This window comes from Aureivirga sp. CE67, assembly GCF_015767245.1.
GTDB lineage: Bacteria > Bacteroidota > Bacteroidia > Flavobacteriales > Flavobacteriaceae > Aureivirga.
In genome coordinates this window covers 556,896-577,261 of sequence record NZ_JADOTV010000001.1, presented here as the reverse complement: position 1 = coordinate 577,261, position 20,366 = coordinate 556,896, and the positions used below count along the sequence as shown (strand labels likewise).

Sequence of the window (20,366 nt, the reverse complement as noted above, 5' to 3'; positions counted from 1 at the left end):
ACTTTTGCAACCGCAAATCGAAAGAAATGCGGTTGTTTTTTAACAATTTGTTCTTTGAGAAATTTTTAAAAAAGTTTTAAAAGATATTTTGAAATTAAAAAAAAATATTATCTTTGCACCGCTTTAGAAATGAAGCTTGTTAGATAACAAAAATAATGGTCCGTTCGTCTAGGGGTTAGGACGCCAGGTTTTCATCCTGGTAACAGGGGTTCGATTCCCCTACGGACTACTAATTTTTTAATAACTTTTATGGTCCGTTCGTCTAGGGGTTAGGACGCCAGGTTTTCATCCTGGTAACAGGGGTTCGATTCCCCTACGGACTACGATTTTTTAATAAACATTTATGGTCCGTTCGTCTAGGGGTTAGGACGCCAGGTTTTCATCCTGGTAACAGGGGTTCGATTCCCCTACGGACTACGATTTTTTAATAACTTTTTATGGTCCGTTCGTCTAGGGGTTAGGACGCCAGGTTTTCATCCTGGTAACAGGGGTTCGATTCCCCTACGGACTACTTTTTTTTAATAACTTTTTAATGGTCCGTTCGTCTAGGGGTTAGGACGCCAGGTTTTCATCCTGGTAACAGGGGTTCGATTCCCCTACGGACTACAACTTGTAAAAATATATAACTAAAATGGCAAATCATAAGTCAGCGCTTAAAAGAGTAAGAAGTAACGAGACTAAATATCTAAGAAACAGATATTACCACAAAACTACTAGAAATGCTGTAAGAAAGTTACGTGCAACTGAAGATAAAGCTGTTGCAGAGGAATTATTTCCATCAGTTGTTTCTATGTTAGATAAATTAGCAAAGAGAAACATTATTCACAAGAATAAAGCAGGAAACTTAAAATCTAAGTTAGCTAAACACGTAGCTGCATTATAAGATTTTAATTTTTATAAAAATACTAACATGTTAGGATAATTTCCTAACATGTTTTTCTGTTTATAGATACTTCATTTTATTTTTCTCAAAAACGAAATTAGAATCTTCTGTCTAAATTGTAGTTTTTTGAGGTTTTTTGTTTTGGTTTTTGGAATATCTTTGTGCTATGGCTTAGGGATTGCAGCGGCATCCTTTTGCGGAGGTACGGAGCAAAAGATATAGCGGAAAGCCCGACCTTTTTCTGAGTTTTTTGGAAACGAAGAAAAATGGGAAGCTCCAATTCAAAATAATTTTATACTAAAAATTTTCATCCTTTTATGACATATCAAGAAACGATAAACTGGATGTTTTCTCAGTTGCCAATGTATCAGCGAAAGGGAAAAACAGCTTTTAAAGCGGATTTATCAAATATTTTAAATTTAACGGAGCATTTGGGGCATCCGGAAAGGCAAATCAGGATGATTCATGTGGGTGGTACGAACGGAAAAGGTTCGACAAGTCATATGATTACTTCAGTGTTGCAGGAAGCTGGATATAAAGTTGGGCTGTATACTTCACCTCATTTGAAGAATTATACGGAGCGAATTAAAATCAACGGAGAGGAAATTGAGAGAGATTTTGTGGTGGATTTTATTTCGCAAAACAAACCATTTTTAGAGGCGAATAGTTTGTCTTTTTTTGAGATGACAGTTGGACTTGCTTTTAGTTATTTTAAAGAAAAGGAAGTGGATTTTGCTGTGATTGAAGTTGGTCTTGGAGGAAGATTGGATTCTACGAATGTTATTGAACCTGAAATTTCTGTAATTACGAATATTGGAAAAGATCATGTGCAATTTTTGGGAGATACTTTGCCTTTGATTGCTGGTGAAAAAGCTGGAATTATTAAAGAAAATACTCCAGTGGTGATTGGAGAATATCAGGAAGAAGTTTTTTCTGTATTTGAAGAAAAAGCAAAGGAAGTTTCTGCGGATTTACATTTGGCTGAAAGAGAAGTTCAGGGGGGGTATACGACAGATTTATTGGGTTCTTATCAGCAAAAAAATATGAAAACTGCAGTTCGTGCAATTCAAGTCTTGCGAGACAAAGAAGTGATCTCTATTTCTGAGGAACAATTAAAATGTGGATTGCAACATGTGGTTCAAAACACAGGGTTAAAAGGAAGATGGCAGATTCTTCAGGAAAGTTCTCCGAAAATTATTTGCGATACTGCACATAATAAAGAAGGGTTGTTTTATACTTTGAAACAGCTTTCTGAAGAGCCATATGAAAATTTACACATTGTGCTTGGTTTTGTAAATGATAAATCTGTGGAGGAAGTTTTGGCTTTGTTCCCGAAAGATGCAAATTATTATTTCTGTAGGCCAGATATTCCAAGAGGATTGGATGTGGAAATATTGGTTGAAAAAGCAGCAAATGCTGGTATTGAAGGAACAGCTTTCAATTCGGTAACAGAAGCGAAAGAAGCAGCTATTTCGAATGCGAAAGAAAAAGATGTGATTTATATTGGAGGAAGTACTTTTGTGGTTGCAGAAGTGATATAAATATAAAAACAGAAGTTCTTTTAGTCTTGAAGAACTTCTGTTTCTTGTTTTGATTCTATTAATTCTTTTATCTGTAAGGCATTTTGTTTGGTGTTGAAGATTTTTAAACCTTCTTGCCTTTTGTCGAACTCATCTTTGGTGAATTCTTTTTGTGCCATTTTTAGAACTTTTTCTCTAAACTCCTTTTTCGTATTGGCCAACTCGCACATGGATTCTAATCCAGTATCGCTAATCATTTCATTATTTACTATCGCAAATTTACCAGAGAATAAAACATTAATTAGTTTTAATTTAATTCCAGTTTTCTGAAAAGTTGGTAAAATATTGATGTGTGCATGCTGAATATAATCATCTAATTCTTTTTGTGATTTTATTTTGATGAAAGAGATGTTTTTATATTTATCTGCTTGTTCGATTAGTTTTTTATTATGATGACTGCTTATTATTTTTAGAGGATAATCCAGTTTTGAAAAAACATCAATAGCAAATTGAGCTGCTCTTTTATTATCTGCTACTCTAAGATCACCGTGGTATAATGCAAATTTTTCTTCATGAATTCCTTGAAACTGTATATTTTCATGTTTATGAAAAACAGGAATATATTTTACAGAATTGAATTTTTGAATAAAATAATTATGTTCAAAAGGTGAAATACTTAAAACATAATCTGTTTTAGCTAAAATTTCTTCGTAGTTTTTTAATCTATAATATTCTAATAGGAAAAATAATTTTTTAAATTTATTGGTTTCACTTTTAAAAAGACCATTGTAATAATTATGTTCAATATTATGAGCTCGAATCATTGTTATACGATCAGAAAAATTTTCTAAAAGAGGTGCAGTTGTATGTAAACCTTCAAATAGAATTGGAGCATTATTGGTTTGAATATTTTTGATAAGCTCTTCACTGTATCTAGATTGGGTTAAAAAAGGTTTTCTTGAGATAAGTTTTGATAGAGAATTATTTCGAGAATAATAAAATACTTTTTTACAGTATTTTTCTAATTCTTCTTGCTGTCCTCTACCATACTCGAATGTATGTAAAAAAATCTCAACTCCAATTTCGGAAAGTGCTTTTAGTTTATAAAAAACATCAATAACACCCCCATAATTTGCAGGATATGGCACATCAAAAGATATGATATTGAGTTGTAATTTTTTAGATTTCATTAAAAATAGTTAATAATTTGGTTGATTCATGGTTCCAGTTTAAATCTTGTTTTGCATTTTTTAATTGCTTCGAATAAGATTTAGTTTCAAAACTCATTATTTGCTCTGCTATTGCCTTTGGATCACGGTTTTTTACAACTTTACCAATTTGATATTTTGTAACAATATTAGACATTTCAGGTAGATTTGATACTAGTGCCGGAATTTCAGCGTGAATATAATCAAAAAGTTTGTTTGGTAGTGCAAATTTATAGCTCAATCCTAATTCTTCTTCTAAGCTAAATCCCAGATGTGCTTTTTTTGTTATGGATTTAAGCTTTTTAGGAGAAATCCTGCCTAGAATAAGAATTTTATTTTCTAATTTTTTTTCAGAAACTCTTTCTTTTATAGCATCAAAAATATCTCCATCACCTACAATTAATAATTGATAATCTTCTGGTAAAAATTTCATCGAATCAATCATTAATTCTATTCCTCTTCCAACATTTACAGCTCCTTGATAAATCAAGACTTTTTTGGACGAAAAGGGGATGTCTTTTTCTGAATATTCCTCAAAGTTTGGATTTAAAACAGGAACATTCTTTATTACTTTAAAATTTGTTGAGTATTTTTTATTGTAAAAAGTAGCGATAGAATCACAAACAGTATAGCAATGTTTTATTTTAGGTAAAAGTTTATTTTCTAAACGCTCCCAAATAGCTTGGGTTTTCGGTCGATGAATTAATTCTGGAACTTCTGTAAATAATTCATGACTGTCATAAACTAAAGGTGTATTAGTTAATTTTCCAGCATAATAATTTCCAAGAAGTGTATCCAAATCATTAGAAAGTAAAATGTCTTTTTTGGTAAAAAGAAGAAAGAAAAATAAACGAAAATTGTATTCTAAATAGAAAAGCTTACCTGAGTTAAAAATAAGCTTCATGCGGTGAGTTTTATAGTTTCTATTGATAGGTAGACTATTTGGTAATTTTCTACCTATCAATAGAACTTCATAATTATTTTGAAAAAGAGTATTAGATACTTTTTCGACACGCTGGTCTGTAGCTAAATCATTTATTACTGATATGACAACTTTTTTCAAAAATTATTTATTTAGATTCACCAATAGGGCTACGAATCTACTCTTTTTTTTAGAAATAAATAGTATAAATTGGTAATAAAAATAAAAGCATTTGTAATAACAATTGGCCATGCAATGTCTAGCATTACACCGTAGATCATGAAAGTAAAACAACCTAACGTATTAACAATTCTAAGTGAACGAATGTTTTTTAAAGTAAATGCAATGATTAATAGAACAGAGGCTAAGTAACCTACCATTTCTACATAAGAAATATCTAAATTCATGTTTTATAAATTTTTCTGCAAAATTATGGGGAAATCATAACTTATAATAGTTAAAACGGTTTTTTAACAATAAGAGCTATGGTTTTTAGATTTTAAAATTCTTCATGATGTCAATAAAATAAATATCTAGAAAGAAATGTTTTAGATAACTGTTTTGAGTGTAAGTTTTTGAAATTTAACTTTTTATATAGTTTATTTGAGCTCGATTTTAACAATTTGAATTAGATTATTCTATTACTGCATATTAAAAAAGCAAAAAACAGTTTTAAAAAAGATAAAATGGAATATTTATAAAATAAAAACCCCACTTAAAAAGTGGGGAAAAAATTGCTATGAAAAAGAGGGTAGGAGGGCTCCTACCACGGGTCAAATATAAAATGATATTTTTTTAAAACAATAAATTTTAACATGGTAAACTCAACTTTAACAATTTGATATTAGGTGAATAAAATTAAGAGCCTGTTTAAATTTCTATCAAAAAAATTTATATGCTTCTTAAAAGCTCTTTTTTGTCTTTTTTCTCGTCCATAGCGATGCTATGCACTCCCAAAAAGTCGGCAAAATAGCAATTCAATAAGCTATAAAATAAATTCTGATATAATTTTAAACAGGCTCTAAAAGGAAGTACAGATTAACTGAGAAAAATGAAAAGGATCATTTAAGGAAGAAAAATAAATTCCAACTACGAGAATAGACTCATTTGGTTTCAGAAGAATTATTTAAGAAAAAAACAGTGTAAAATTTTAAAAATAATATTAAAAGAAAAATAGGAATATCTATAAAATAAAAACCCCACTTAAAAAGTGGGGAAAAATTGCTATGAAAAAGAGGGTAGGAGGGCTCCTACCACAGCTACAAATATACGTTGAGTTTTTTAAATAACAATGCTATTTAACATCTTGTAATGAAAAATACCATGAATTAGGTACTTCAGACACATTGAAATACATTGTATTTATGATAAAATATTTCATAATTAGTGATAATATAAGTTTCTTACAGAAGTAACTTGAATTATTTTAGAATAAAATAAAAATTGAAATAAAAGTTAGGTAGGTCCTAAAAAAAGAAAACCCCACTAATAGTGGGGAAAAATTGCTATGAAAAAGAGGGTAGGAGGGCTCCTACCACAGGTTCAAATATACGAATAAAAATTTAATAGAAAAAAACTACGTATAAATACTTAGTATGAAATATTGAAAAAAATTAAAATTTTCCTAGGTAAATAAATATTGAATTATGGATTTTGAATAAAAAACTAGAATTGAATCAAATAAATGTAAAAATAACACGTTTTAAAAAGCAAAATGAATAAAAAATAAAGAAATAAAAAACCCCACTTAAAAAGTGGGGAAAAATTGCTATGAAAAAGAGGGTAGGAAGGCTCCTACCGATTACTAATATAGTAATATTATATTTTATTATAAAAGTATTTTTCGATTTATTCTAAAATTTCGAACCGTACATTTAACTGTTAATTAGTGTTTTAGAATCGTTTATGTCCAGAGAATTCCATTGCTTCTCCTTTACCAAATCCGAAACTTACACCGAATGTTACAAAACGTCCTCTCTTATATGTAGAAGAAACTGTGTTTCCATCGATGTTTCTAAAGCTTTCAAAAACTCTTGAAGCAAAAACATCACGAACACTTAGGTTTAAAACCATTTTTCCTTTTAATATTTTCTTACGAACACCAAGGTTTGCAAACAGATTGTCATTATTCTCTCCTTGTAATGTTTTATATTTTGAACTATAATTTCCACTAACTTCTAAATCAAATTTTGCAGGAAGTTTAAATTTCCCTGTCATTCTTGATGTAAAACGATCTCCTGTAAAATCGAAAGAAGTTTCTTCATAATCTCCTTTTCTATCGAAATAGTTATAATTAAAGTTACCAGTTAATGTAAACCAACGGAAAGGATTATACTTCATATTTAACTCTAAACCAGTCGCAGCATTTGTTCCAATATTTTCTGGTTGTGTAATGTAAACCAAACCATCTGTAGAAGTAATTCGCTCCATTACATCCGTTGTATATAAATGATACACTCCTAAGTTTACATTTCCTTTGTTGAATTTATAAATTGCAGTAAACTCATATGAATCTGTAAATTCTGGTTGTAAGTTTGGATTTCCTGCAGAGATATTAAATTTATCTCTAAAAGATGTAAAAGGATTTAAGTTCCAAAGATTTGGTCTACGGATTCTTCTAGAATATCCAACTTGCATAGAAAAATCGTCTGTAAACTTATAAGAAGAATGTAAACTAGGGAAAAGGTTTGTGTACTTCTGATCGTTTTTCTCGTTCGTATTTTTTAATAAAGTATTTACGTTTGTATCTTCTAAACGAAGTCCAAGCATGATTCCCCATTTTTCTCCCTCATAGGAAGTAGTTCCGTAAACACCTAAAACTTTCTGATCATAATCGAAAATATTCGTGAAGTTTGGATCAATAATATATTCATCATTAATCAAGTTTGCTACAGAATAATCGTTTGATACATCATTCATATCGTACTGAAAACCTGTTTCAAATTTATATTTTTCCCAAAAAGGATGTGTATAATCTAATTTGAAAGAATATTCTGCTTCTTTAAAGTCAGTAGCTGTTTTTTGTAAATCAGAGCTATTTGTAGAATTGATATCTTCAAATAATGATTTTTTATCTTTTCCAAAGAAAGAACCTGTAGCACTTAATAATAAAGAATGGTCTTTATGATCTTCAAAGTCTTTTTTGTATTGTAAATCGTACTGCCATTTTGGATTTGTAGCAGTTGTATTCTCGTTTCTATAAGTAGTTTCGTTTAAAGTTCCAGCCAAATAATTGTAATAAGCTAAATCAGAATCTTCACTTTCATCCTCAAAAGCGAAATTTCCCGAAAGTGTAATTACATTATTCTCATTAATATGATAATCTGTTCCTAAAACTACATTGTAGAATTTTTCATTTTTATTCCCGTCTCCAATTGTAGTCAATTCTCTTTCCGTAGAAGTTGCAGTTGCAGGATACGTATTTGTTCTTTCAGACTCAAAAGGGAAAGTTCTTCTACCAACTCCAAATTGACTGAAAATATTAAATTTCTCTGTTCTTTTATTTAAACTCAAACCAACACTATGATTGTTCGGAGAACCAGTATTTAAAGTAACAGAACCATTAATACCTTTTTTCTCATCTTTTTTCAAGATCAAATTGATAATTCCAGAAGTTCCTTCCGCATTATATTTCGCAGACGGATTTGTAATTACCTCTACACTCTGAATCATGTCAGCAGTGATTGTTCCAAGTCCATTACTATCTCCATTTGTCAAAACAGAAGGTTTTCCATTAATCAAAATCTGAACTCCTTCACTTCCTCTCAAACTAATTGCACCTTCAATACTAACATTTACAGACGGAACATTATTCAATACTTCCATCGCACTTGCACCAGAACTTATTAAATCTTTTCCAACATTAAAAACTTTTTTGTCTAATTTGAATTCTGTTTGCGATTTTTCAGCAATAATCGTCACGTCTTCCAAAGTTTCTACATCTGCCTTTAAAACAATAAGTCCAAAATCAGCTTGACCATTTTTTGTCGTAAAGTTTTTAATAGTTTTTGTAGCAAATCCCATAAAACTTACCTCGATATAAAAATCAGGAGTTTTACTTGTCATCTCAAAACTACCATCATCCGAAGTCGTAGTTCCAGAAATGTTTTCATTCGTGTTTTTGTTTTTCAAAATAACTGTTGCAAAAGCAATTGGCTGCTGGTTAGCTTCTTCCACTACTTTTCCAATAATTTGAACATTTCCTTTTTGCGCAAAATTTTGTTGTAATCCAAAAACTACGAAAAGGAAAAAAAACAATTGTGTTATAATTCGGTTCATCCTATCTGTTTTATTTTAATTTCCATTCAAAAGTCTTTCATTTTATAAAAACAGAAAAAAAGAATCGATAAACGACCAAAAAAAAAGGATGAACATCTTTTTACATGAAAAAATAGAACTTACAATTACTTTTTATAAAACATATAGATTATTTCGTTCCTTTCTCGAGAGGGGCTAGGTGTGTGATCTAGGAAATCGTGACTACAGAAATACTAGAAATAATAATTACAATTTGGGCGTTCCCTCCGGTCGGGCTTTCCGCACTCGCTTTTTTTGTCTAAATAGCCAAAAAAGAGCTCAGACAATTGCTCCAATCCCTAACGCAAAACAAGAAAACACAGAAAAATACTGCTTATACAAATCAAAAAATTAACTTTGAAAGAAAAAAGATGAACTTAACGATTACAGCATATTCTACCGCATTATTTTCCACATGGATTTTTATCGAAGAACTAGGGATTTTATTAGACGCAGGAGATGGAGTCAGTTCTGGATTATTACAAAAATCCAGAAAAATCAAAGAAATATTCGTAACGCATCCAGACAGAGATCACCTGATGGGATTATTTCAATTAAACGCTTTGAATGCAAGAGAAGGTTTTCCGAAAATATATTATCCAAAAGATTGTGGTTCTTTTCCAGCAATGCGAGATTTTCAAACCAAATTTGATGTGCAAAATAAATTTGTAGAATGGAATCCAATTCAGCATTTATCCGAAATTCCAGTTCGAAAAGACTTTTTTATCCAAGCAATCCGAAACGAACATATCAATGCTCCTGAAGGAGTTTTCAAAAGTTTGAGTTATAAACTATTTGAGACCAAACAGAAACTGAAACTAGAATATTTAGAATTAGATAAAAAAACGCTTCAAAATCTTTTCAAAGAAAAAGGAAAAGAAAATATGCTGGAAACTGTAAAAACAAATATTCTGACTTATTCTGGAGATACACCTGTTGATGATTATGAAAAATGGAATGGCTCGAAAATCTTGATTCATGAAGCAACTTTTCTAGAAAATTCAGATGATTCAAAAATAAATAAATCGAACAAACACAGTAAACTAGATGAAGTTTTAAAAATGGTTTCCGAAATAGAAGTGGAACAATTGGTTCTAAATCATTTTTCTTCGAGATATTATAAAGAAGATATTGATAAAAACATTTTAGAGCTTTGTAAAAAATATAAGATTCAGATTCCAATTCGTGTAATTTATCCAGGAGAGATTCATCGAGATTTATTGAATCAAGAACCTGTGAATTCTTAAATTTAGGTTTTAGTATCTTTGTAAAAAAGGAATTTTCAAACAATTCTAATGATAACAGACTTTCTAGATATAACAATTTTCGGTTCTTTGGTTTTACTTTCATTTTTGTTGTTAAGTAATCCATTAAAAATAAATAAAAAAGCAAATTTTTGGTTTGGATTTTTTATGTTATTCTGGGCTTCTTATTGGATTGATCAAGTTTATTTGATTTTTGAGAAAGAACAATTAAATGAAACATTAGATTTTGTTTTAAAAATTCCTCAGTTCTTGATTCCGCTTTGTTTTTATTTGGGTGTTTTAAATTTTACGAATCCAAACTATAAATTCACCAAGAAAAGTCTAATTTTTCTTATTCTACCATTTATTTATTACACATTGTTGATTTATAAACAAATCACAGGTTTTCCAAATAAATCGATACTTCTTGGAATAGTTTTGATTCATGGATTACTATATATAATTGTTTCATTTTTTAAAATTAGAAAACATCAAAAACAGATTCTTTTATTTTCTTCAAATACATTAGAAATCAATTTAGTTTGGTTAGAGAGAATTATAATTATTTCTATGGTTTTGATTTTTTCTATGACGGTTTTCAGTATTTTATTTTATGGTTTCCCTTTAAATTTATGGATGAATTTAATTGTATTGGTTACAATTTTTGCAACAGCATATAATATTTTAAAGCAAAAAGAAATTTTTCCAAAAGACAAAAAGCAAAAAGAAGAAATTGAAAATATTCAGGAAAATCCGATTTCGAATAATTCTAAAAAACAATTACTTTCTGATGAAAAATTAATAGAATTGAAATCGAAACTAAATTCTTTAATGCTAGAAAAAGAACCATATTTAGACAGTGAAATTAATTTAATCATTCTTTCAGATCAATTGGAAATAACTTCACACCAATTGTCTTATGTTATCAATAATGGTTTCAATCAAAACTTCTCTCAATTCATTAATAAATATCGAGTGGAAAAAGCAAAAATTCTATTACAAGGAAAAGATTCTGAAAAATTATCCATGTTAGGAATTGCTTTCGAATCTGGATTTAGTTCTAAATCTTCTTTTAATACTACTTTCAAAAAAATTACAGGAAAAACTCCTTCTGAATTTAAAAAAGAGCGTTCAGGATTATAATTTTAAACTTTTTTAGGTTGTATTCTTTTGATTTTCAGTGTGAAATAAATTATGTGTAACTTTATAATACGGGATATTTTTCCCTGAGTTTGACGATAATTTTGTACTTGAATTTTAAATCGAATATGATGAAGACTCCAACGAATGAGAAATTTGCGGTAGTTACAGGAGCAAGTCAAGGCTTAGGAAAAGAGTTTTGTATTGAACTTGCAAAGCGTAAAAATAATCTCATACTAATTAGTTTACCAAACCAAAATTTAAACAAATTATCTAAAGAAATTTCGCGAAAGTATAATGTGGAAACTGTGTGTTTTGAAACAGATTTGTCTTGTGATGATAATTTGAAAGAGCTCACAAATCATATTAATCATAATTATGAAATAAATATTTTGATTAATAATGCTGGAATTGGAGGAACAAGGAATTTTGAGAAAGTAGATATGGATTATATCAATAAAATAATTCAAGTAAATGTCAAAGCAACTTCTATTTTGACGCATCAATTGTTACCAAATCTGAAGAAACAATCAGATGCATATATTTTGAATGTTTCGAGTATGGCAGCACATACGCCAATTGGATATAAAACTGTTTATCCTGCTTCCAAATCTTTTATTCATTCATTTTCACTTGGATTGGCTTCGGAGTTGAAGAATACTTCTGTTTCTGTAAGTGTTGTGAATCCAGGAGCAATGAAAACAAATCCAGATGTGACTTTAAGAACAGAAAAGCAAGGTTTTTTTGGAAAGATAACTTTATTAGAACCACAAAAAGTAGCGAAATATTCCATCAAACAATTATTGAAAAAAGAACGATTAATAGTAGTGAATCCTTTAATGTGGTTTTTGACAATTTTGCTTCCAAGTAGAATAAAAGTTCCGATAATGACTAGGATTTTAAAAAGAGAAGTAAGTGATGCGTAAGATATTTGTAACAGGAATAAATGGATTGTTAGGAACAAATTTGGTTCATGAATTATTGGATAAAGGTTATTTGGTAAAAGGTTTTCTGCGAAATAAAAACAAATACCAAGGAAAACTGCATCCGAATTTAGAATTGATTGAAGGAACTTTATTTGATGACTTTACAGAAGTTTTGAAAGATGTGGATGCTGTGATTCATATTGCTGCTGTTACAGATATGAATTTGTCTTCTTATAGTCAATATTGGGAAGTAAATACAAATGCAACAATTCAACTGTTTCATGCAGCGATTAAATCCAAAGTGAAAAAGTTTGTGTTTGTCAGTACTGCAAATACTTTAGGCTTTGGAACAAAAGGAATTGATGGAACTGAAAAACAAAAGATGAAATTTCCTTTTACAAATTCATTTTATGCAAAAAGTAAAAAGGAAGCAGAAAATCGTTTGTTGGAAAATAAAGATAAAATAGAAACAATTATTGTAAATCCAACTTTTATGCTTGGAAGATATGATACAAAACCTAGTTCTGGGCAGATTATTTTGATGGGTTGGAAAAAGAAAATATTGTTTTATCCTTCTGGCGGGAAGAATTTTGTACATGTAAAAGATGTTGCTAATGGAATTATTCAGAGTTTAAAATCTGGAGTTTCTGGTGAAAAATATCTTTTAGCAAATGAAAATCTTACCTACAAACAATTTTTTCAAAAACTAAATAAAACAACAAAACAAAATCCAATAATGATTCGAGTACCAAAAGGAATCTTATTAGGAGTTGGCTATTTTGGGAATGTTTTACGCTTTTTTAAGCTGAAAACAGGGATAAATTCTACAAATATGAAATCACTTTGTATCGAGAATTTTTATTCTAACCAAAAATCAAAAGAAGCACTGAATTTAGAATACCAACCAATTGAAAATGCAATTCAGGATGCTGTAGAATTTTTTGAAAAGACTAAATCTTAAAAATATTACTTATGAAAAATTTATTCATGATCATATTGTGTATTTGCTTTACAACTGTGAATGCACAAAAAAGAGAGTTAGATTCATTTACAGATTTGGAGCAGTTTACAGAACTAGCAAGCAAAAGTGAATGGAAAATAGCGAAAAAAAGAAAAGGAATTGTATTAAAATATCGAAAATTAAAGTTTAGCGATACTCTAGAAGTTAGAGAAATGAAAGCAGAATTTTCGGTTTTTGGTTCTTTAAACAAAATGTATGAAGTATTAAAAAGTCCGAAGAAAATAGAACAATGGAATGAAAATGTAAAAGACATGAAAATACTTCAAGACATGGATTCTACTTGGATTTCGCATTATATGTATAAAATTCCACATTTATTTACGCAGCAAGACTTAGTTATTGAACATGTTGCAAAAAAGAAAGGAAATGGCTTTGTAATTACTGCTTTCGCAAAACCTAAATACATTCCAGATGTGAAAGATTTTCGAAGAGAAAAATTCTATTTATCAGAATGGAGAGTAATGCCTGCAATGTCTGGACAATTGAGTGTTGAGTTTTCTGTAGTTTCCATTTCGGATTCTAAAATACCTAGATTTATCAAAGATCCAATTATACAGAATAAGCTAATAGATTCTTTTTTAAATCTTCAAAAATTGATGAAATCCGAATGAAAAACCCTATAAAACTCTTTAAAAGTATTTTTAAACTTGAAGATAATCCAGAAAAAATAGCAAAAGGTTTTGCAATGGGCTCTTTTATCGGAATGATGCCAATTCCAGGTTTTCAAGTTTTAGTTTCGTTAGCTTTTGCTTCTTTATTTAAGCTTAATAAAAAAGCTGCGTGTGTTGCTGTTTTCAATACAAATTTAGTAACAGGATTGTTTATTTTTTCTTTCAATTATTGGTTAGGACAAAAAGTTTTAGGAATCGAATCTGGCTTTGCTTTTCCAGATAAATTAGATATTCATTTTGTTTCTACTATTTTCAAAGCAGGATCAGAAGTTTATCTTTCCTTGATTGTTGGAGGAATCATTACAGGAATTATTTATGCTATTGCAGCATATTTTCTTCTCAAAAATATTTTGACTAAAAGACTAAAAAAAGAATTTTCGAACTAGTCAAAACAGTTTATAATCTCAAAATTGTTGTTTTCATGTTTAAAATTGTTGTTCAACGGATTTTTATTTCTAATCCCTTGATAAAGCGTATTTTTGTAATATGAAATCACAACGTTTTATAAATAAATCAAAAACGGTAAAAGAAATTATTTATCAAACAATAATTTTCATTTTGCTGTTTTTGTTTTATTCATTTGATAAACACAATCCGAAAATTGATTTTTACCAATTCATTTTCTTTTTAAATTATGCGATTATAGCATTTTTTATCAATTATTTTTTACTTCCAAAATACTTTTATAACAAGAGATATTTAAAATTTACAATAGGAGTTTTACTGCTTATAACTTTTGCTATTTTTATAGAAGAAGGTGTTTTGGAACAAATATTTTTTCCAGATACTAGAGGGAAATATTTTCATGGAATTTTTTATAGTTTATTAGAAATAGCACCAATTATTTTAATTTTCGTTGGAGCAAAATTCGCTTACGATTCTATTGAAAAACAAAAACAATTAGAAGAACTTCAATCACTAGTAAAAGAGAGTGAATTACAATATTTAAAATCGCAGATAAACCCGCATTTTTTGTTCAATAATTTGAATAATTTATATGCTTATGCGATTGAAAATTCGCCAAAAACACCAACGATAATTTTAGAGCTTTCCTCCGTTTTGCGTTATATGTTGTACGATTGTAGAGAAGATTTTGTGTCTTTGACTAAAGAAATTGATCATTTGAAAAACTTTACGGAGTTGAGTAAATTACAGATAGAAAATAGAGGGGAAATCACTTTTGACATTGATATTCAAAATTCAGATTATAAGATTGCACCATTAATTCTAAATGTTTTCATTGAAAATGCTTTTAAGCATAGTACTGCAAGTCAATCTGAAAATATTTCTATCGAAATTTCATTGGAAGTAAATACAGAAGGAAAGCTTCTTTTTTCTTGTAAAAATAGTTGTTTGTCTACTTCCAATACAGATGCGATTTCTGGAGGAATTGGATTAGAAAACGTACAAAAACGTTTGCTATTATTGTATCCAAATCAGCATCATTTAGAAATTGATTCTGCTGCGGATTTTTACAAAGTAAATTTAGAATTGGATTTAACGAAATTAAATGCTTAAGAAATGATTTTGAAATGTATCATAGTAGAAGATCAGCCGCCTGCACAGCGAATTTTGCAAAAATATATTGCTGATTTAGGAAGTTTGGATTTGAAAGGAACTTTTTCGGATGCAATTTCTGCAATGAATTTTTTGAATGAAAATGATGTAGATTTAATTTTTTTAGATGTGCATTTACCAAAAATTTCTGGAATGGAGTTTTTAGAGATTTTGAAAAAAGACACACAAATTATTCTTACAACAGCTTTTTCTGAATATGCTTTAAAAGGCTATGAATACAATGTGGTTGATTATTTACTGAAGCCTTTTTCTTTTCAACGATTTGTAAAAGCAGTTTCGAAAGCAGAAAATATTTTGAAAACAGAAAAAGCAGAGGAGAATTCTGAAGAAAACGATTTTATTTTCATCAAGTCTGGACATGATTTTATAAAAGTTCTTTTTGAAGAAATTCAATACATAAAATCGGAAGCAGATTACACGGAGATTTTTACAAATACAAAAAAGCATTTGACTTCTTATCCGTTGAAATTTTGGTTAGAAAAATTAAATAAAAAACAGTTTTGTCAGGTGCATAAGTCGTATATAATAAATACGCAAAGCATACAGAAAGTTTCAGGAAACCAGATTTTTATTGAAAATAATATAGCGATTCCTTTGGGGAGAGCGTTCAAAGAATATTTTCATGAGAATTTTATAAAAAAGATTTAATATTAGATGGAGAAATACGAATTAGTTTCTTTTGAGGAACTTTGGAAAATTATTAATGAGAATTATGCAGAAGATGATTTTTTAGAAGTTTCTGGTTATCCTTTTGGACCAAGTATTGACCAATTAGTAAGAATGTTTTATGAAGATCAAGAATTTCCATTTTTAAATGAAGAAACAAGAGATGAAGAATTGGCAAAATTATTAATTGGAAATCAAAATTTAAATGAAGAAGAGTCCATTTATATTCTGATTGATAAATGTTATTCCTTAAAAAAAGTATTTAAAGTCAAAGCAAATTCATTTTATGAGTTTGTACATGAAATTTATCCAAGAAATTTTGAAGAACTATTTTTTAATAGTGGAGATTTTATTTTAATCACAGAAAAAGAGTTTAAAATTGCTTTTTTACATCATGAGAATTTGTTTGCTTCTTTAGGTTAAATTTTAAAATAAAAGAATTGTTTTTGTGAAATTATTAACAAATATTTTTGTTTAACTCTTTATTTAAACAAAATATATAATATATTTGTGTTAATAATTTAACTTAAATAATATGAAAAAGACATTACTTTCTCTTTTTTTGCTTGTTTTTATAAAAATGAGTGCGCAGTATAGAGTAGTTTCCATTCCTTTTGATTACAGCGATGCATTAGGTGATAATGCTACAGATACAAATTTTACTATTGATGGAGTAGTATCATCGGCATATGATATCCCTTTTGATTTTGAATTTTTTGGCGCAATTAAAAACCAGGTTGGTATTGGTACAGATGGAGTTTTGGCATTTAATCCAGCTAATTTTGGTGGTTATTTTGGTTGGTCTTTTAATGCTGAATTACCAAGTGAACAACAAGCAACTGACGTAATTTTTGCACTATACCACGATATGGATGTTTTTATAGATAACTTTGGAGAAAATTCTATTAAACTTTCTATAGAAGGGGTGGCTCCTCAAAGAAAATTCATTGTTGAGTATAAAAAAATAATACATTTTGGAAACACTTGCTCTGACCAAGAATCATCTTTTTTAGTAATACTTCATGAAAATACTAATTTCATTGATGTTCATATTAAAAATAAAGGATTATGTACAGGGTGGAATAATGGAAATGGTCTTATAGGTATTCAAAATAGCGATGCTTCGGTTGCATTTACTCCAGAAAATAGAAACATCTTTCAAGAAGAATTGATTGAAGAATCTTGGAGATTTATTTATGATCAGGGAACTTACAATACTTATCTTTGTACAAGTGAAGACTTAGCAATAAGTGAAGAAGATTTTCAAATTTTAACTGAAGATTACCAACTTGAGAATACTACTTACTCAATTCATACTACATTAGCAGATGCGGAGTCGAATGTAAATCCTTTAAGCTTTCCGTTAAATATTGAGAATTCTACACAAGAATTATTTGTAAATATTGATGGAAATATTTTAACCTTAGTTGTAAATGCTATTGATTGTGATAATTCGGATGATGATAATGATGGAGTTGTATCTTCTACAGAAGATTTAAATGGGAATGGTATTTTAACTGATGACGATACAGATGGTGATGGAATTCCAAATTATTTAGATACAGATGATGATAATGACGGGGTATTAACTGTAGATGAAGATACAAATGAAAATGGAGATCCAACAGATGATGATGATGACAATGATGAAATTCCAAATTATTTAGATGATGAAACGCTTGATGTTGTAGAGTTGTTTACACTTTCAGCTAAGATTTATCCAAACCCTTCTAAAGATTTTGTTGAAATTAAAGGAGTAGAAACAGGTTATTCTTATATGGTATATGACGAATTAGGAAAAATTGTTTTAAAAGGAAATAATAATGCGGAGGAGAAAATAACTATAAAGAGTTTAAAATCTGCAATTTATTTTATTGAAATAAAAACAAAGGATAACAAATATCAAAAATTGAAATTATTGAAAAAATAATTTATAGTTTATCTCAAAAAAAAAGCTACTTCAATGCGAAGTAGCTTTTTTATGTTTAAAGACTTTTTATAGTCCAATCTAAAGGTTTTTTAAAAGAACTTAAACTGACAAGCTCTTCATTTTTTATCTTTTTCCATTGGATAGTTTCAGAATCCGCTTCTTCTGTATAATTTCCTTCTGTGATCTTCATTTTATTCGTTAAGAAATTTACGCTATAATTTGTAAAATCACCCAAATTTCTTCGTACGATAGAAGAATCGTATCCAATCATTTTAAATTCATTATTTTGGAATCTAAATTTATAAGTATATAATTTTACTTTCCAAGTTCCAGCAGAGTACCAAAATCTAAAATCTATATTTAAAACTCCTTTTTTACTTATTTCCAACCCATCTAAAGGTTCGTCCATTGTTGGGTTATCTTTAAGAGAAATAAAATGATCTGATTCTAATTCTTTGATAAATTCTCCATTTTTTGTTCCAAAATAAATTCCAATAACTCTTGGGTTTAAATCAATTTCTTTTTCACCAAGACCAGAAGTGTTTTTTATGAAATTTGAAGCTTCTGTATTTTGAACAATAAAAACAAAATCTTCAATATTATCTTTATTCAAATCTCCCTTGGTGGATTCTAATAATTTCCAATTTTCAGGAATTAATTCTTCTAAATTATTTCCTTTTTCGTCTAAAATAGTTTTTTCATTTTGACTAAAAGTTGAAAACAGGGCTGCAAAAAATACTGCAAAAAGTAATGTTAGAATCCTCATGAATTTTTGATTTTTTTAAGTGAAATAATTTTAATTTTCTTTTATACGAAAATATGGATAATGAATTTGAAAATCAATGAATTGTAGTGTTTTGATTCCTTTTTTATAAAATAATTTAACACTTACTTACATTCATTGATAGTTTCCAAAATCTCAGGTAAAATATCTTCACTTTTTCCTCTAATGATCAATTTGTTCTTTTTGTTTTCAAGAAGCTCTGTAAAATGATTATTCTCTAAATTTACATCTACCACATAGTTTCCATATTTCAACACAGTTCGTGCAATTTCCATTGGTAGATTTGTAGCTCCAGAAGTACCTAAAATGAATAAAACTCCAGTGTTTTTAGCAACTTTTAAAGCGCTATGTTTTTTATGTGTTTTTTCATCATAATATTCATCGAACCAAAGTAAATTTGGTCGCATCCAGCTTCCACAAGTTTTACATTTTAATTGTTCTATTTCTTCTTTAAGTAAATCTTCATCTATTTCTTTCGGAGAAATAGAATCAGGAATCGGAATAATTTCTTTACAACCATTCGAACATTTCATCTCACGATTATTTCCATGAATTTCAAAAATTCGTTCACTTCCTGCTCTTCGATGTAAATTATCAATATTTTGAGTTATCAAATGAAACTGATCTCCAAGTTGTTTTTCAATAGAAACTAATAATTCATGATTCACATTTGGTTTTGCTTCCAAAAACATCTTTTTGCGAAACATAGTAAATTGCCAAACGTCCTCTGGGTTTTTTAAAAAATATTCGAAAGTTCCAAACTCTTCAGGTTTATGAAATTTTGTTCCTTTCACCCAAATTCCATCAGAACCTCGATAAGTTGGAATTCCACTTGCAGCAGAGATTCCTGCTCCTGTTAAAAAAGTAATTTTATTTCGATATTCTTTTTGTAAAACTTCTTTTAGAATAGATTTTATAGTAATTTCTTTCATATATTTTTTTCGAAAGATAGGAAATAAAGCTTTTCTATTCTTTTCTAAAAAATATTTTTTGACTTCTATTTTTTTGATCTACAATTTCAAGGAAATAATTTCCAGAAGGAAGATTTTGTATGTCAATTTTATTTTCAGTGTAATCTTTAGCTATTATTTTTTGTCCTAAATAATTATAAATCGAATAAGATTCTAAGCTAAGATTTGTTTGAATATTTATAAGGTCTTTAGCAGGATTAGGAAAAATTGTAGTTTGGTTTTTAAAGTATTCTTCTGTTTCCAAAGTAGCTTGTACTGTTGTGCAAAAAGTATCTTCTCCACAATCATTAGAAGCTGTTACACAAACTTCATAAGTACCTGAGGTTTCAAAAATATGTGTAGGGTTGTTTTCAGAAGAAGAATTTCCATCACCAAAATCCCAAGAGATTGTATCATAATCTTCTAAACCTTCATAAGTGAAAAAATGGGTTAATTCTTCATTTTGACTAGAACTAAAAGTAGCAATTGGTACATCACATTCGCAGTTAGCGTGTCCATATTTCATAAAAATAAAGTCGTATTCTCCTTTTGATTCTATAGGTTCCTCTTCGAAATATATTACATAATGCGTTCTACCTCCAATATAAAAATTGTTTTTTTTATCTG

19 protein-coding genes and 5 tRNA genes are annotated in these 20,366 nt (G+C 28.9%); 17 read left to right on the top strand and 7 right to left on the bottom strand.

Annotated elements, in window-relative coordinates; translation table 11 throughout:
• The first annotated feature begins 157 nt into the window (after window positions 1-157).
• From I0K12_RS02515 to I0K12_RS02485, 7 genes are all read left to right on the top strand, one after another.
• Window positions 158-229 (top strand) — tRNA-Glu (locus I0K12_RS02515).
• 22 nt (window positions 230-251) lie between these two features.
• Window positions 252-323: transfer RNA gene (locus tag I0K12_RS02510), tRNA-Glu, on the top strand.
• Window positions 324-345: 22 nt separating this feature from the next.
• A tRNA-Glu gene (locus I0K12_RS02505) sits at window positions 346-417 on the top strand.
• A 22-nt stretch (window positions 418-439) separates the two neighbouring features.
• Window positions 440-511, top strand: a tRNA-Glu gene (locus I0K12_RS02500).
• A 23-nt stretch (window positions 512-534) separates the two neighbouring features.
• Window positions 535-606 (top strand) — tRNA-Glu (locus I0K12_RS02495).
• A 25-nt stretch (window positions 607-631) separates the two neighbouring features.
• A complete protein-coding gene (rpsT, locus tag I0K12_RS02490; protein ID WP_196885320.1) occupies window positions 632-883 on the top strand; it encodes a 30S ribosomal protein S20 in 252 nt (83 codons plus the stop codon).
• 317 nt (window positions 884-1,200) lie between these two features.
• On the top strand, window positions 1,201-2,424 hold the full coding sequence (locus I0K12_RS02485; RefSeq protein WP_196885319.1) for a bifunctional folylpolyglutamate synthase/dihydrofolate synthase: 1,224 nt from the start codon (window positions 1,201-1,203) through the stop codon (window positions 2,422-2,424).
• Window positions 2,425-2,444: 20 nt separating this feature from the next.
• Here the strand turns inward: I0K12_RS02485 and I0K12_RS21930 are convergent, their stop codons facing one another.
• From I0K12_RS21930 to I0K12_RS02465, 4 genes are all read right to left on the bottom strand, one after another.
• On the bottom strand, window positions 2,445-3,593 hold the full coding sequence (locus tag I0K12_RS21930; protein ID WP_231372684.1) for a hypothetical protein: 1,149 nt from the start codon (window positions 3,591-3,593) through the stop codon (window positions 2,445-2,447).
• Window positions 3,583-4,674 carry a glycosyltransferase gene (locus tag I0K12_RS02475; RefSeq protein WP_196885318.1) on the bottom strand — a complete coding sequence of 364 codons (1,092 nt, stop codon included), beginning with the start codon at window positions 4,672-4,674 and terminating at the stop codon, window positions 3,583-3,585. The genes I0K12_RS21930 and I0K12_RS02475 overlap by 11 nt, the downstream gene beginning before the upstream one ends.
• Window positions 4,675-4,703: 29 nt before the next feature.
• Window positions 4,704-4,940, bottom strand: a complete 237-nt coding sequence (locus I0K12_RS02470; protein ID WP_196885317.1) for a uroporphyrinogen decarboxylase — start codon at window positions 4,938-4,940, stop codon at window positions 4,704-4,706.
• Between the two features lie 1,486 nt (window positions 4,941-6,426).
• Entirely contained in the window at window positions 6,427-8,811 is a 2,385-nt protein-coding gene (locus I0K12_RS02465; RefSeq protein ID WP_196885316.1) for an outer membrane beta-barrel family protein, read from the bottom strand.
• Between the two features lie 389 nt (window positions 8,812-9,200).
• Between I0K12_RS02465 and I0K12_RS02460 the strand changes: the two genes are divergently transcribed.
• The 10 genes from I0K12_RS02460 to I0K12_RS02415 all read left to right on the top strand — a co-directional run bounded on the left by I0K12_RS02460 (window position 9,201) and on the right by I0K12_RS02415 (window position 18,005).
• Entirely contained in the window at window positions 9,201-10,076 is an 876-nt protein-coding gene (locus I0K12_RS02460; protein WP_196885315.1) for an MBL fold metallo-hydrolase, read from the top strand.
• A gap of 48 nt (window positions 10,077-10,124) precedes the next feature.
• On the top strand, window positions 10,125-11,216 hold the full coding sequence (locus I0K12_RS02455; protein ID WP_196885314.1) for a helix-turn-helix domain-containing protein: 1,092 nt from the start codon (window positions 10,125-10,127) through the stop codon (window positions 11,214-11,216).
• Between the two features lie 128 nt (window positions 11,217-11,344).
• Window positions 11,345-12,139, top strand: a complete 795-nt coding sequence (locus tag I0K12_RS02450) for an SDR family NAD(P)-dependent oxidoreductase (RefSeq protein WP_196885313.1) — start codon at window positions 11,345-11,347, stop codon at window positions 12,137-12,139.
• The gene (locus I0K12_RS02445) at window positions 12,132-13,100 is read left to right on the top strand and encodes an NAD-dependent epimerase/dehydratase family protein (protein WP_196885312.1); all 969 of its coding nucleotides are present in this window, start codon (window positions 12,132-12,134) and stop codon (window positions 13,098-13,100) included. Before I0K12_RS02450 ends, I0K12_RS02445 begins: the two co-directional genes overlap by 8 nt.
• 11 nt (window positions 13,101-13,111) lie before the next feature.
• Window positions 13,112-13,771: an START domain-containing protein gene (locus I0K12_RS02440; RefSeq protein ID WP_196885311.1), complete on the top strand. Its 660-nt coding sequence runs from the start codon at window positions 13,112-13,114 to the stop codon at window positions 13,769-13,771.
• Window positions 13,768-14,217 (top strand): DUF2062 domain-containing protein, encoded by a 450-nt coding sequence (locus tag I0K12_RS02435; RefSeq protein WP_196885310.1) that lies wholly within the window; start codon window positions 13,768-13,770, stop codon window positions 14,215-14,217. The genes I0K12_RS02440 and I0K12_RS02435 overlap by 4 nt, the downstream gene beginning before the upstream one ends.
• Before the next feature lie 100 nt (window positions 14,218-14,317).
• Window positions 14,318-15,349, top strand: a complete 1,032-nt coding sequence (locus tag I0K12_RS02430; RefSeq protein WP_196885309.1) for a sensor histidine kinase — start codon at window positions 14,318-14,320, stop codon at window positions 15,347-15,349.
• 3 nt (window positions 15,350-15,352) lie between these two features.
• The gene (locus I0K12_RS02425) at window positions 15,353-16,057 is read left to right on the top strand and encodes a LytR/AlgR family response regulator transcription factor (RefSeq protein ID WP_231372683.1); all 705 of its coding nucleotides are present in this window, start codon (window positions 15,353-15,355) and stop codon (window positions 16,055-16,057) included.
• 6 nt (window positions 16,058-16,063) lie between these two features.
• Window positions 16,064-16,498, top strand: a complete 435-nt coding sequence (locus I0K12_RS02420; protein ID WP_196885308.1) for a hypothetical protein — start codon at window positions 16,064-16,066, stop codon at window positions 16,496-16,498.
• A gap of 112 nt (window positions 16,499-16,610) precedes the next feature.
• On the top strand, window positions 16,611-18,005 hold the full coding sequence (locus I0K12_RS02415; RefSeq protein WP_196885307.1) for a T9SS type A sorting domain-containing protein: 1,395 nt from the start codon (window positions 16,611-16,613) through the stop codon (window positions 18,003-18,005).
• A 55-nt stretch (window positions 18,006-18,060) separates the two neighbouring features.
• Here the strand turns inward: I0K12_RS02415 and I0K12_RS02410 are convergent, their stop codons facing one another.
• From I0K12_RS02410 to I0K12_RS02400, 3 genes are all read right to left on the bottom strand, one after another.
• Complete coding sequence (locus tag I0K12_RS02410) at window positions 18,061-18,771, bottom strand: hypothetical protein (RefSeq protein WP_196885306.1); 711 nt, start codon at window positions 18,769-18,771, stop codon at window positions 18,061-18,063.
• A gap of 122 nt (window positions 18,772-18,893) precedes the next feature.
• Window positions 18,894-19,721: an SIR2 family NAD-dependent protein deacylase gene (locus I0K12_RS02405; protein ID WP_196885305.1), complete on the bottom strand. Its 828-nt coding sequence runs from the start codon at window positions 19,719-19,721 to the stop codon at window positions 18,894-18,896.
• Between the two features lie 34 nt (window positions 19,722-19,755).
• On the bottom strand, window positions 19,756-20,366 hold a 611-nt coding region (locus I0K12_RS02400; RefSeq protein WP_196885304.1), incomplete at its 5' end, for a PKD domain-containing protein.